The organism is bacterium (assembly GCA_026129405.1).
Lineage (GTDB): Bacteria > Desulfobacterota > Binatia > DP-6 > DP-6 > JAHCID01.
This window is the reverse complement of record JAHCID010000005.1, coordinates 76689-89586: the sequence shown is the minus strand read 5'-3', so window position 1 is coordinate 89586 and position 12898 is coordinate 76689. Positions and strand designations below refer to the sequence as shown.

Sequence of the window (12898 nt, the reverse complement as noted above, 5' to 3'; positions counted from 1 at the left end):
ACCGGCGCGGCGTCTAGTCGTCCCGAGTCGCGTCGGCCGCCGCGACGACGCGCTCCAGCGAGGCGGCGAGGCGCTCGACGTCGTCGCCGAGGGCGCGGTCCTCGAGCAGCGGCGGCACGAGCGCGCGGATGGCATCGTGGGCGGCGCGCGTCGCCGGTGCGAAGGCGTCCGTGCCGACGAGGTCGGCCGCCTCCGCCGCCGCGACCAGCTCGATCGCCACCACACGGCGGGCGTTGTCGAGCAGCCGCCGCGCCTGGCGCACCGCGACGGTGCCCATGCCGACGACGTCCTGGTTGTTGGCGTTGGTGGGCACGGTACCGAGCGAGGCGGGCGTCGCGAGCACCTGGTTCTCGGCGACGGTGGAGCTGGCGCAGTACTGGAGCCCCATGAGCCCGCTGCGCACGCCCACCTGATCGCGGATCAGGAACGGCGGCAGGCCGGCGTTGGTCGCGGGATCGAGCAGGCGTGCCAGGCGGCGCTCGGAGAAGACGGCGATCTCCGCCAGCGCCAGCTTCAGGTGGTCGGCCGCCATCGCCACCGGCTGGCCGTGGAAGTTGCCGGCATGGAGTACGACGTCGTCCTCGGGGAAGAACGTCGGGTTGTCGGTGACCGCGTTCACCTCGACGCCGATCACGTCGCGCACGTGCGCCAGCGTCGCCCGCACCGCGCCCAGCACCTGCGGCACGCAGCGCAGCGTGTAGGCGTCCTGCACCGGCTCGGTGCGGCCGCCCGCCGGCCCGCCACGTGCGGCCGCGTCACGCAGGCGGCCGCTGCCGGCGAGCAGCGTGCGCAGGCGCGCGGCCGTCGCCGCCTGCCCGGCGTGCGGGCGCGCGCCGTGGACGCGCGGGTCGAAGGCCTCCGGGCTGCTGCCGAAGACGTCGAGCACGAGCGCCGCGGCGGTCTCGGCGGCGGCGAGCACCTCCTCGGTCCCCAGCACGGCGAGCGCCGCCTGCGCCGTCTCGCACGCGGTGCCGTTCATGAGCGCGAGCGCCTCGCGGCCCTCGGGCACGAGGGGACGCAGCCCCGCCTCGGCGAACGCGTCGGCCGCGGGACGCTGCCGGCCCTGCCAGGTGACGACGCCCTCGCCCGCGAGCGCCCGCGCCACGTGCGCCAGCTCGACGAGATCGCCGCTGGCACCGACCGAGCCCGTCTCCGGGATCACGGGCAGCAGGTCGGCGTTCAGCATCGCGACCAGCGTGTCGACGACGAGCGGCCGCACCGCCGAGCGACCCTGCGCCAGCGAGAGCGCGCGTACCGCCATCGTCGCGCGCGCGACCGCGGGCACGTGCGGCGCGCCGAGCCCCGAGGCGTGACTGCGCAGGAGGTTCAGCTGGAAGCGCGCCGCCTGCTCGGGCGGCACCGTCCGGTCGCACAGCGGCCCGCAGCCGGTGTTGAGCCCGTAGACGACGCGGCCCGCGCGCGCGAGCGCCGCGAGCTGACGCCGCGACGCCTCCATACGCGGCACGACGTCGCGCCCGACGACGACACGCGCCCCCGCGGCGATGCGACCGAGCGCCGCGAGCGCGAGCGGCTCGGGCGGTGCGAGCAGGACCGGATCCGACACGCGCGCGACGCTAGCGGAGGGTCGGCGACGCGGCAATCCGCGGCGGTGCAATGCCGGGAATTGAAGGACTCCGGACCCTCTGCTACCGGGGCGCGATGCGACCATCCCGCGCTGCGCTGCTCGGCCTCGCCCTGCTCCTGCCCGCGCTCTCCGCCTGTCTCCAGGGGCCGAAGGTGGCGGATCCGCGCATCGGCGAGACCCGCTTCCTTTGCTGCAACCTGCGCTACGAGAAGCCGGCCGTCACCGACAACCCGTACCAGGTGGGCACGCTGATCCCGGTCGGAACGCGCGTGCAGATCACCGGCGTGCGCAAGAACAGCGTCACCTTCCAGCCCGACGGATACCCGGCGATCACCATGGTGAACCGCTACGGCAAGAAGGTGCTGCCCATGGACGGCCTCATCGATCGCTGGCTCGTCACCACCGATCCGAAGCCGGCGATCGCGAGGCTGCCGAAGAAGATCCGCCCGCTGGTCGAGGCCGGGCAGATCGAGAAGGGCATGACGCGCCAGCAGGTCCTCTGGTCGTGGGGCTACCCGCCCGCGAACCGCACGCCCGACCTCGCGTCGCCGCAGTGGAGCTTCTGGGAGAACCGCTGGCACCAGATGGTCGTCTACTTCGACGGCGACAAGGTCTCGCTGATCCAGCGCTGAAGCGCGGCGCGCGCCGGTTGACGGATCCGGCGGCGCTCCGTAACAACCGGACCGGATGTCGCAGCCGTCCCGGACGCCGGATGTGGTCGTGGTGGGCGGCGGACCCGCCGGCTCCGTGGCCGCCACGCTGCTCGCCAAGGCGGGCCGCCGCGTCGTCGTCCTCGAGCGCGAGCGCTTCCCGCGCTACCACATCGGCGAGTCGCTGCTCTCGGCCACCCTGCCGATCCTCGACGCCATCGACGCGACGCCGCTGGTCGAACGCCACGGCTTCCTGCGCAAGCCCGGCGGCACGTTCCAGTGGGGCCGCGCCGCCGAGCCCTGGAGCTTCTGGTTCAAGGAGGACCCGGGTGGCCGGCCGTACGCCTTCCAGGTGATCCGCTCGCAGTTCGACGAGATCCTCCTGCGCAACGCCGCGGCCCACGGCGCCGAGGTGCACGAGGAGCACGCGGTGGCGCGCATCGACGTCTCGGGGCCGACGCCCGTGGTCCACGGCGAGACGCCGGGCGGCGGCACCTTCCGCTGCGAGCCGCGGCTGGTGATCGACGCCAGCGGCCAGCGCGCGCTCCTCGGCCGCGCCCAGGGCCTCCGGCGCTTCGACGACTTCTTCAAGAACCTGGCGATCTTCGGCTACTGGCGCGGCGCCGAGCGCCTGCCCGGTGAGCTCGCGAACCACATCCTGTCGGCCGCCTTCGCCGACGGCTGGTTCTGGTACATCCCGCTCCACGACGGGACGATGAGCGTCGGCGGCGTGGTCGACGTGCGCCGCTGGCAGGAGGTCGCCGAGTCCGACCCCGAGCAGACCTACCGCGGCCTCGTCGCCCGCGCCCCGGCCATCGCGCAGCGGCTCGCGCGCGCCGAGCTGGTCTCCGAGATCCGCATCATCCGCGACTACTCCTACGACAGCACGCGCTTCTGGGGCCCGGGCTGGATGCTCGCCGGCGACGCCGCCTGCTTCATCGACCCCGTGTTCTCGACCGGCGTGCACCTGGCGTCGCTCGCCGGGCTCCTCGGCGCGCGGGCCTGCACCCGCATCCTCACGGGCGAGGCCGACGAGGCCACCGCCTTCGCCGACTACGAGGCCGGGTATCGCGGCGCCTTCCAGCGCTATCTCCGCTTCCTCTACTTCTTCTACGACCACAACGTCGACGCCGACTCCTACTTCTGGACCGCGCGCCGCGTGCTGGAGCACGCGCCGGCGGCGCTCGACGCACGCACCTCGTTCGTGCGCCTCATGTCCGGCGGCGGAGACTGGGACGCGCTCCCCGACCTGGTCGAGCGCGAGCACACGCGCTGGGCGAGCGCGATCGAGCGCGGTCGCGTGGCGGCGATCCCGGGCAGCGACGTCTTCCGCGTGCGCACGACCGAGCGGCTCATCGAGGAGTGACGGCGGGTGCGCGTCCTCCTCGTCTCGGCCAACCAGGAGAAGAGCCCCGACCCGGTCGCGCCGCTCGGCCTGTGCTACGTCGCCACCGCGACGGCCGACGCCGGGCACGAGGTCCACGTCACCGACCTCTGCTTCCGGCCCGACGTCGAGGCGGCGATCGCCGAGGGCGTCTCGGCGCTGCGGCCCGACGTCGTCGGCCTCTCGCTGCGCAACGTCGACAACTGCGCCTGGCCGGACACGGTGAGCTACCTGCCGCACTACCGGCGGGTCGTCGCCGCCTGCCGCGCGGTGAGCGAGGCGCCGATCGTGCTCGGCGGCTCCGCCTTCACGACCATGCCGGCGTACTACCTCGACGCGCTCGGCGTCTCGTTCGGCGTCGTCGGCGAGGGCGAGATCGCGTTCACCCGGCTGCTCGCGCGGCTCGCCGCGGGGGCCGACCCGTCGGACGTCGGCGGCGTCGCGGCGCGCACCGCCGGCGGCGCGGTCCGCATCGTTCCGCCGGCGTGGGAGCCCGCGCTCGACGCGCTGCGTGCCGACCGGCGCTGGATCGACGTCGGCCTCTACTTCGCGCGCGGCGGCATGGCGAACGTGCAGACGAAGCGCGGCTGTCACTTCAAGTGCACGTACTGCGCCTATCCGGTGATCGAAGGCCGCGGCATGCGCCTGCGCGACCCGGCCCGCGTCGCCGACGAGGTCCGCACGCTGCTCGACGAGCACGGCATCGACCAGTTCTTCGTCGTCGACTCGATCTTCAACGCCCCGCGCGGCTATGCCGAGCGCGTCGCGGCGGCGCTGCGCCCGCTCGGCCGGCGCATCCGCTGGTCGTGCTTCGTCGGCCCCGGCAACTTCTCGGGCGAGCTGTGCGACCTCCTCATGGAGGCCGGCTGCCAGTCGGTCGACTTCGGCACCGACGCCGCCGCCACGCCCACGCTGCGCGGCTTCCGCAAGAGCTTCACGGTCGACGACGTCGTCGCCGCCTCCGCCGTCTGCCGCGCGCGCGGTCTGCCCTTCTGCCACAGCCTGGTGTTCGGCGGCGAGGGCGAGACCTGGGAGACCGTCGCGCAGACGATCGCGGTCATGGACGAGTGCCGGCCGACGGCCGTGAACGCGATGTGCGGCGTGCGCGTCTATCCCGAGACCCCGCTCGCGCACGCGCTCCTCGCCCGCGGCGAGGTGACGGATCCGGCGACGTTCCACGAGCCGTACTTCTTCTTCGGCCCCGGGGTGCGCGAGGGCCTGGCAGAGCACGTGGCCCGCACCGCCCGTGCGCGCGGCAACTGGCTCCTCCCCGGCAACAAGGTGAACGACGAGGAGCAGCTGTTCGCGACCCTGCGCGGCCGCGGTCTGAAGGGCGACCTCTGGCGCTACGTCACGCGGGTGCGGCTGGGCCAGGCGCTCGCGCGCGGCTGAGCCGTTCCGTTTCGCTCGGCGCAGCCGCCCCGGCTATCATCCGCCGCCATGCTGATCTCCCCCGCCGAGGCCGCCCGGGTGCGCGACGAGTTCGGGACGCCCTGCTACGTGTACGACCGCGCCGCCCTCGAGCAGGCCGCGCGCACCGCCCTCGCCTTCCCGCGCGCGTTCGGCTTCCGCCTGCGCTACGCGATGAAGGCGAATCCGAGCCGCGCGATCCTCGACGTCTTCCGCGGCCTCGGGCTACACGTCGACGCCTCGTCCGACTTCGAGGTGGAGCGCGCGCTGCGCGCGGGCTTCGCGCCGGAGCAGATCCAGCTGACCTCGCAGGCCCCGTCGAAGCGCCTCGCCGAGTGGGCCGAGCGCGGCGTCCTCTACAACGCCTGCTCGCTGCACCAGCTCGAGCGCTTCGGGAAGACCTGCCCCGGGCGCGACGTCACCATCCGCGTCAATCCCGGGCTCGGCAGCGGCTCGACCAACCGCACGAACACCGGCGGCCCGGCGTCGAGCTTCGGCATCTGGCACGAGCGGCTCGACGACGCGAAGGCGATCGCCGCACGCCACGGGGTCTCGATCCGCGGCCTCCATACGCACATCGGCTCGGGCAGCGACCCGGCCGTGTGGACGCGCGTGTCGCGCCTGTCGCTCGACATCGCCGCCCGGCTGCCCGACGTCACCTCGCTGAACCTCGGCGGCGGCTTCAAGGTGGCGCGCATGCCCGACGAGGTCGCCACCGACCTCGCCCGCGTCGGAACGCCGGTGCGCGAGGAGCTCGTCGCCTTCCGCGAGCGCACCGGCCGGGCGCTCGACCTCGAGGTCGAGCCGGGCACCTACCTCGTCGCCAACGCGGGCTGCGTCGTCGCCACGGTGATCGACGTCGTCGACACCGGCGCGGGCGGCTACACCTTCGCGAAGCTCGACACCGGCATGACCGAGGTCACGCGCCCGTCGCTCTACGGCGCGCAGCACCCGATCACGGTGCTGGCCGAGCGCCCGCCGGCAGCGGTCGTCTTCGTCGGCCCGTGCTGCGAGTCGGGCGACGTGCTGACGCCGGCGCCCGGCGACCCCGAGGCGCTGGCGCCGCGCACCGTGCCGCGTCCGGCGATCGACGACCTCGTCGTCGTCGACGGCGCCGGCGCGTACTGCGCCGCCATGTCGACCATCAACTACAACTCGTACCCGCAGGCGCCGGAGGTGATGCGCGAGCCCGGCGGCACGCTGCGGCTCGTGCGCCGGCGCCAGACGTTCGACCAGATCCTCGCCAACGAGGTGCTGCCGGAGTGAGCGCCGCGGCCGCCGCCCTCGTCGACGTACGCCGTACCGGCGACGGCACGGTCGCGCGCGTCGATCCGGCGTGGATCGCGGCGCGCTGCGCCGGCCACTTCCCCGGCGACCCGCTCGTACCCGGCGCCTATCTGCTCGAGGTGATGGTGGCGGCGGCCGGGGTGACGACGCCCCGGGTGGCACGCTGCACGTTCCGGCGCCCGGTGCGCCCGGGCGGCGCGGTGGAGGTGGTGGTGCGGCGCCACGGCGGCGACGCGGCGGTCGAGCTCTCGCAGGACGGCGTCGTCGCGGCGCGCGCCCTGGTCGCCGGATCATGCTGACGGCGACGGACGCGGCCGCCTTCCTGCGCCACGTGCCGCCGGCGCTGCTCCTCGGCGCCGTCACCGCCCACGCGGATGGCCGGCTCGTGTGCACGTCGCGCAACGCCGGCCCGTTCGGCTGGGCGGAGCTGCTCGAAGGCGCCGCGCAGGCGGCGGGCCTCCTCGCCGGCGTGCTCGGCGGCCCGGGCGCCGGGGCGCTCGTGGCCGAGTACCGCGATCTCGAGGTCCGCGTCGCGTGCCACGCCGGTCCCGTCTCCTTCGCCGCGGCGCTCGACCGCCGCGTGCTGCGCTTCTGGCGCTGCCGCACCCGCGTCGCCGGCGCCGACGGCCGCGTCCTCCTCACCGCCCGCGTCACGCTCGCACCGCAGCCATGATCGCCACCGCGCCGCCCGACCCGCGCGTCCTCGCGCACCTCGACGCCGACGGGCTCGGCGACGTCTTCCATCCCGCGCAGCATCGCGCCTGCCTGCTCGTCGAGCGCTACGTCGCCGAGCGCGTGCTGGACATCACGGCGGCGCTCGGGCTCGGCGACCGCCTCGCCGCCGGCGCATCGCTCGACGCGCTCGCGACCGCGGCCGGCGCCGCGCCGGAGCGCCGCGACGCGCTCGCCTGGCTCTGCCGCCGCCTCGCCGCGGACGGGCGCGCGGTCGCCGACGGGACGCGCTGGCGGCTCACGGCGCCGCTTCCCCTGCCCGTCGCCGGGCCGGTGCGCACCGAGGCGCTCGCCGAGAGGCCGGACTACGCCCCGGCCTACGATCTCGTCGACGCGGCGGCCGCCGCCTACCCGCGCGTGCTCCGCGGCGAGACCACGGGCGAGGAGGCGCTGCTCACCCGGCTCGCCCTGTGGCTCGCCTACTTCAGCAACCGCCACGGCTACTACGCGCTCAACAACCACGTCGCCGCACGCGCCGCCGCCCGCCGCTGCGGGGCCGGCACGCGCGTCCTCGAGGTCGGCGCCGGGCTCGGCAGCGCCAGCGAAACCCTGCTCGCCGGCGTAGGCGGCGGCGCGGCGCTCGCCGCCTACGCCGTCACCGAGCCGCAGCCGTTCTTCCGCCGGCGCGCGCAGCGCACGCTCGCCGCCGACTTTCCCTCCGCCCCCCTCGCCTTCGGCGACCTCGACCTGAACCGCCCCTGGGCCGCGCAGGACGTCGGGACTGCGAGCTGCACGCTCGTGTGGGGCGTCAACGTGTTCCACCTGGCGGACGACCTCGACGCGGTCCTCGCCGAGGCGCATGCCGCGCTGGCGCCGGGCGGATGGCTCGTCGTCGGCGAGGGCATGCGTCCCGCGCCGGGCGTGCCGGTGGGCGCCGAGTTGCCGTTCCAGCTGCTGTCCGCCTGGCGCGGAGTGCGGCTCGATCCGGCGACGCGGCCGGAGCCCGGATTCCTCACGGCGGCACACTGGCGCGCGGCGCTCGGGCGCGCGGGCTTCGCCGACGTCGCCCTCGAGCCCGACGTCGAGGCACTCGCCGCGCTCCAGCCGAACTTCTACGCCGCCGCGGTGTGCGGGCGCCGCGCCTGAGCGGGCTCAGCCGGCGCCGTTCACCGGCGCCAGCCGGCGGGCGAGCTGGGCGACGCCCTGCTCCAGCGCCACCCACGTATCCGCCGCCGCATCGAGATCGCCGTCGCGGCCGAGCCGCTCGAGGCGGCACGCGGCCTCCAGCACCGCGCCGTCGCCGAGGCTGCCCACGATCCACTTCAGCACCTGCGCCGCCTCGACGAGGCCGGCGGCGTCGCGTCGCGAGAGCGCGGCCCCGGCGGCCGCGACCAGCGTCGGCGCCTCGGTGCGGAACGCGGTCACCAGCGGGCCGAGGCGCGCCACGTTGGTGCGCACCGCGGCCAGGACGGTCTCGGCCGCAGGCACGCACGGCGCGGCGCTCGTGCCGGCGCGGCCCGCCACGGCGCGCGCGATCGCGGCACACAGGGTCGCCACCTGGATCGGCTTCGTCAGGTAGTCGTCCATCCCTGCGGCCAGGCACTGCTCGCGGTCGCCGGGCATCGCGTGCGCCGTCAGCGCGAGGATCGGCAGCCGCGGCCCGCCGCGCGCCGCCTCACGGGCGCGGATGGCGGCGGTCGCCGCGAGGCCGTCCATCTCCGGCATCTGCACGTCCATCAGGACGAGCGCGAACTCGCCCCCGGCCTCGAGCGCCGCGAGCGCCTGCGCACCGTCGTTCGCGACCGTCACGCTGTGGCCCATCTTCTCGAGCAGCCGGCGCACGAGCATCTGGTTCACCGGGTTGTCCTCGGCGACCAGGACGCGCAGCGGCGGCGTCTCGTCCGCGGCGGCGGTCGCCGGCGCGGCGGCCACCGCCGGCGTGCGAAGCGCGGCATGCAGCGCGGCGAGCAGGTCCGCCCGCGCGAGCGGCTTCGCCACCGTGGCCTCGACCGGCAGGTTCCGGCTGCGGGTGGCCTCGCCGGGGTGCCCGGGGGCGGTCAGCAGCACGACGCGCGTGCCCGCGAGCGCGGCGTCCCGGCGCAGCGACAGCACCATCGCGGCGCCGTCGAGCCCCGGCATGTGCGCGTCGACGACCAGCAGCGGCACCGCGCTGCCGACGGCGATCGCGTCGCGCAGGATCGCGAACGCCGCCTCGCCGTCCGCCGCGAGCAGCGGACGCAGGCCGAAGCCGACGAGCACCTCCTCGAGATGGAGCCGGCTCGTGGCGTTGTCGTCGACCACGACGACCGGCAGGTCGGCGAGGATCTCCGCCTGCCCGCCGCCGGGCGCGGGCGCATCCGTGTCGGCGTCCAGCTCGATCGTGCAGTGGAACGTGCTCCCGGCGCCGGGCGCGCTCACCACCCAGATCGTGCCGCCCATCATCGCGACCAGCTCCGCCGTGATCGTGAGCCCGAGCCCGGTGCCGCCGAAGCGTCGCGTGGCCGAGGTGTCCGCCTGCGTGAACGGCTGGAAGACCTCCGCCTGCTTCTCCGGCGCGATGCCGATGCCGGTGTCGTGCACGGCCAGATGGAGGCCGAGGCGCCCCGGCGCCGCGGGCGCCGGCTCGACCCGCAGCGCGACCTCGCCCCACTCGGTGAACTTGATGGCGTTGCCGACGAGGTTCACGACGACCTGCCGCAGCCGCCCGGCGTCGCCGACGAGCGCGTCGGGCACGTCGGGCGCCACCTGGCAGACCAGCTCCAGCCCCTTCGCATGCGCCCGCACGGCGAGGCCCTTCATGATGGTCTCGAGGTTGCGCCGCAGCGCGAACGGCGCCGGTGCGAGGTCGAAGCGGCCAGCCTCCATCTTCGAGAAGTCGAGGACGTCGTTCAGCAGGTCGAGCAGCGCCTCGGCCGAGTCCTGCACGACCTGGAGATACTCGCGCTGCTCGCTCGTCAGCTCGGTATCGAGGGCCAGCGCCGTCATGCCGAGGACGCCGTTCATCGGCGTGCGCAGCTCGTGGCTGACGTTGGCGAGGAAGTCGCTCTTCGCCCGCACCGCCGCCTCGGCCGCCGCCTTGGCCTCGCGCAGCGCGGCCTCGGCCCGCTTGCGCTCGGTGACGTCCTCGACGAAGCCCTCGTAGTGGAGCAGCGCGCCGTCGGCGTCGCGCACGGCGCGCGCGCTCTCGCTGATCCAGATGACGCTGCCGTCGCGGCGATAGACCTGCGACTCGAACCCCGACACCGCGCTCTGCGCCTGGAGCAGGCGCGCGAACTCGTCGCGCCGGGCCGGGTCGACGTAGAGCTGGCCGCCGATGTCGACCAGGCCGCGCACCAGCTCGGCGGGATCGTCGTAGCCGTACAGGCGCGCGAGCGCCGGGTTCACGTGCAGGTACTGGCCGTCGGGCGTGGTCTGGAAGATGCCGCCGACGGCGTTCTCGACGATGCCGCGGTAGCGCGCCTCGGCCTGCCGCAGCTCGGCCTCGACCCGGCGGCGCTCGGCGATCTCACGCGCCAGCTCGGCATGGGTGCGGGCGAGCGTCGGGTCCGACTCCGGAGTGTCGGGGGAGCGCAGCACGTCGATGAGCCGATCGAGCACGGACATGGGCACGGAGCGCAGGCGACGACGACGTCACATAGCCTGTGACGTTTCCAGCCAGCTTAGCGCGTCGATGTACCGAGGGCACGTCGCGCGCGTCCGAGGCGTCGATTCAGCGCGCCGAGCGCCCGTCGGCGCCGGCGAGCCCGTAGGCGCCCGCCTCGGGAGCCCGCGGCAGCCACCATGCCATGCCGGCGAGAACCACCAGCCCGGGCACGACCCACACCAGCTCGCGCAGCCGCACCGCGAGCCCGACCGCGAGCCCGACCTCCGGCGGATGGCCGAGCAGCCCGAAGAGCCACATCTGCCCGCCTTCGAGGACGCCGATGCCCGCGGGCACCGGCATCGCGTGTGCCGCGCCCGCCGCGAAGATGGCCGCGACCACCGCCACACCGTCCGCCGGCAGGCCGAACGCCGACAGGAGCAGCCAGTACTCGAGCGGCGTGACGAGGTTCGCTGCCACGCCGGCGAGGAACGCCCGCCGCACACGCCGCGGCTGCGCGAGGAGGCCGGCGGCGGCGTGCTCGGCCCCTTCCATGACGTCGAGGCCGCCGCGCAGCGCGCGCAGGCGCCCCAGCCCCGTCGCGCGGGCGAGCGCGGTGACGAGGCCGTCGCCGCGCCCGAGCCGGCGGGAGGTCACCCACAGCCCGACGGCCAGCGCGACCAGCCCGAAGCCGAGGCTCGCGACGATGCCGCTCAGCGCCGGCAGCCCGTGCTGCACGAGGATGGTTCCGAACAGCACCGCGAACGCGGCGCCGCTGCCCATCTCGAGCGCGCGATCGACGGCGACGCTGGCGATCGCCGGCGGCACCGGCACCTCGCTGCGCGCCAGCAGCCAGACGCGCAGCGGATCGCCGCCGAGCCTCGCCGTGGGCAGGATCGCCGAGACGCTCTGCCCGGCCGCGCGCAGCGCCGTCAGCCGCCCGAGACCGACGGGCGTGCCGAGCCCCGCGAGCAGCATCCCCCAGCGCACGGCGTAGAGGACGACCGCCGCCGCGGCGGCCGCGACCATGGCCGCGAGCAGGCCCAGCCGCGGCTGCGCCGTGAGGAGGGCCAGCGCCGCGGCGCCGTTGTCGCGCAGCAGCCAGACGAGGGCCGCGATCGCGAGGACGCAGTTCGTGCCGACGAGGATCGCCCGGCGCGTACGGGCGCTCAGGCGGCCGGCTCCCAGCAGGCGATGGGCGTGCCGGTGGCCGCGACGTCGCCGAGGATGGCCTCGAACGGGCGGTGATCGAGCACCTCGAACTGGCTCGCCTCGAGCTCGAAGCGGGCGCCGTCGGGGGTGTAGGGCGCGACCCCGGGCGAGCCGGGCGTGAGCACCCCAATCACCGGCAGCAGGCGATGCTGGATGGCCTTCGGCTCGCGCGTCGAGATCACGACCTGCGCGCGCGGTGCACCCAGCGCCAGCGCCGAGACGGCGCGGCAGAGGGCGTCGTCGTCGAGCCCGGTGCGCAGCGTGGTGTCGTTGGCGCGCCGCAGGCGCGGCACGCTGACGTAGACCGCGAGGTCGCGCGCCGCGAGGTGCCGCACGTGCGCGAGCAGCGCGATCAGCTCGAACGCCGGATCCTTGTGGAGCCCGAGCAGCACGCCCGGATTCACCGCCCACATACCCGCCGCGTGGGCGCGGTCGAAGTTGGTCAGGCGGCGCGCGAAGTCGCTGCGCGGGTTGCCGGCGTCGCTGCCCATGAAGCGCGCGTAGACGCCCGGGTCGTACGTCTCCTGGAAGGTGCACATGGTGACGCGCGGCCCGATGCGGCCGGCGGCGTCGCGCGGGACGCCGGCGAGGAGCGTCGGGTACTCGTCCGCCTCGAGCGCGCCGATGTTGATCAGCACGTGCTGGAAGCCGCGGTCCAGCGCCAGACGCAGGGCCTCGGCGGCGCGCGCGATCATGGCCTCGCGGCGCGCGCCGTGGCGGTACTCGCCGGTGAGGACGGCGACGCCGCGCAGGCCGCGCCGGTGGAGGATGTCGAGCTGCTCGGCGACGGTGCCGCCGTCGGCGGTCTCGCGACGCAGGGACGCGTTGCCCGCACGCATGCCGCACATGGCGCAGGCGGCGTCGCACTCGTTGGTGAGATAGAGGGGCGCGAAGGTCTCGAGCGGCGCCCCCGCGGCGCGGCGCCGCCGGGCCGCGGCCGCGAGCAGCGTCTCGGTGTCGAGATGCGGGGTGAGGAACAGGGCCGCCACGGCGTCGCCGCCCGGGGCGTCGTCGCGGGCGACCTCGCCCAGGAGCGCGGCGGCCTCGCCGGGGGTCCGCGCCAGCTCCGCTGCCCGCGCGCGTGCCGCGCACACCGCCTCCACCTCGAGCCGGAACAT

General features: G+C 75.4%; 11 protein-coding genes. 7 read left to right on the top strand and 4 right to left on the bottom strand.

The annotated features are described in order from the left end of the window. Positions 1 to 13: 13 nt before the first annotated feature. Positions 14 to 1669, bottom strand: coding sequence for an aromatic amino acid lyase (locus tag KIT14_17845; GenBank protein ID MCW5892388.1), 1656 nt, complete (start codon positions 1667 to 1669; stop codon positions 14 to 16). On the opposite strand from KIT14_17845, the gene KIT14_17840 reads away from it, so the two are divergent. The 7 genes from KIT14_17840 to KIT14_17810 are packed head-to-tail and all read left to right on the top strand — an operon-like array spanning position 1660 to position 8134. Next, on the top strand, positions 1660 to 2217 hold the full coding sequence (locus KIT14_17840; protein MCW5892387.1) for a DUF4222 domain-containing protein: 558 nt from the start codon (positions 1660 to 1662) through the stop codon (positions 2215 to 2217). The two genes, KIT14_17845 and KIT14_17840, sit on opposite strands and share 10 nt — an antisense overlap. Positions 2218 to 2272: 55 nt before the next feature. Beyond that, positions 2273 to 3601 (top strand): tryptophan 7-halogenase, encoded by a 1329-nt coding sequence (locus KIT14_17835; protein ID MCW5892386.1) that lies wholly within the window; start codon positions 2273 to 2275, stop codon positions 3599 to 3601. Between the two features lie 6 nt (positions 3602 to 3607). Next, the gene (locus KIT14_17830; GenBank protein MCW5892385.1) at positions 3608 to 5011 is read left to right on the top strand and encodes a cobalamin-dependent protein; all 1404 of its coding nucleotides are present in this window, start codon (positions 3608 to 3610) and stop codon (positions 5009 to 5011) included. A gap of 48 nt (positions 5012 to 5059) precedes the next feature. After that, positions 5060 to 6295, top strand: a complete 1236-nt coding sequence (locus tag KIT14_17825; GenBank protein MCW5892384.1) for a diaminopimelate decarboxylase — start codon at positions 5060 to 5062, stop codon at positions 6293 to 6295. After that, positions 6292 to 6615: a hypothetical protein gene (locus KIT14_17820; protein MCW5892383.1), complete on the top strand. Its 324-nt coding sequence runs from the start codon at positions 6292 to 6294 to the stop codon at positions 6613 to 6615. Before KIT14_17825 ends, KIT14_17820 begins: the two co-directional genes overlap by 4 nt. Further along, entirely contained in the window at positions 6609 to 6989 is a 381-nt protein-coding gene (locus tag KIT14_17815; protein MCW5892382.1) for a hypothetical protein, read from the top strand. The genes KIT14_17820 and KIT14_17815 overlap by 7 nt, the downstream gene beginning before the upstream one ends. Beyond that, entirely contained in the window at positions 6986 to 8134 is a 1149-nt protein-coding gene (locus tag KIT14_17810; GenBank protein ID MCW5892381.1) for a class I SAM-dependent methyltransferase, read from the top strand. Before KIT14_17815 ends, KIT14_17810 begins: the two co-directional genes overlap by 4 nt. Before the next feature lie 6 nt (positions 8135 to 8140). Here the strand turns inward: KIT14_17810 and KIT14_17805 are convergent, their stop codons facing one another. From KIT14_17805 to KIT14_17795, 3 genes are all read right to left on the bottom strand, one after another. Then, entirely contained in the window at positions 8141 to 10585 is a 2445-nt protein-coding gene (locus KIT14_17805) for a response regulator (GenBank protein MCW5892380.1), read from the bottom strand. Between the two features lie 112 nt (positions 10586 to 10697). Beyond that, the gene (locus tag KIT14_17800) at positions 10698 to 11597 is read right to left on the bottom strand and encodes a flippase-like domain-containing protein (protein MCW5892379.1); all 900 of its coding nucleotides are present in this window, start codon (positions 11595 to 11597) and stop codon (positions 10698 to 10700) included. A 140-nt stretch (positions 11598 to 11737) separates the two neighbouring features. Next, positions 11738 to 12898, bottom strand: coding sequence for a hypothetical protein (locus tag KIT14_17795; protein MCW5892378.1), 1161 nt, complete (start codon positions 12896 to 12898; stop codon positions 11738 to 11740).

Bases quoted from the DNA above. Each gene is read 5' to 3' on its own strand.
- KIT14_17840 (MCW5892387.1), top strand. From the start codon at position 1,660: ATGCGACCATCCCGCGCTGCGCTGCTCGGCCTCGCCCTGCTCCTGCCC.
- KIT14_17845 (MCW5892388.1), bottom strand. From the start codon at position 1,669: ATGGTCGCATCGCGCCCCGGTAGCAGAGGGTCCGGAGTCCTTCAATTC.
- KIT14_17835 (MCW5892386.1), top strand. From the start codon at position 2,273: ATGTCGCAGCCGTCCCGGACGCCGGATGTGGTCGTGGTGGGCGGCGGA.
- KIT14_17825 (MCW5892384.1), top strand. From the start codon at position 5,060: ATGCTGATCTCCCCCGCCGAGGCCGCCCGGGTGCGCGACGAGTTCGGG.
- KIT14_17815 (MCW5892382.1), top strand. From the start codon at position 6,609: ATGCTGACGGCGACGGACGCGGCCGCCTTCCTGCGCCACGTGCCGCCG.
- KIT14_17810 (MCW5892381.1), top strand. From the start codon at position 6,986: ATGATCGCCACCGCGCCGCCCGACCCGCGCGTCCTCGCGCACCTCGAC.
- KIT14_17800 (MCW5892379.1), bottom strand. From the start codon at position 11,597: ATGGTCGCGGCCGCCGCGGCGGCGGTCGTCCTCTACGCCGTGCGCTGG.
- KIT14_17795 (MCW5892378.1), bottom strand. From the start codon at position 12,898: ATGTTCCGGCTCGAGGTGGAGGCGGTGTGCGCGGCACGCGCGCGGGCA.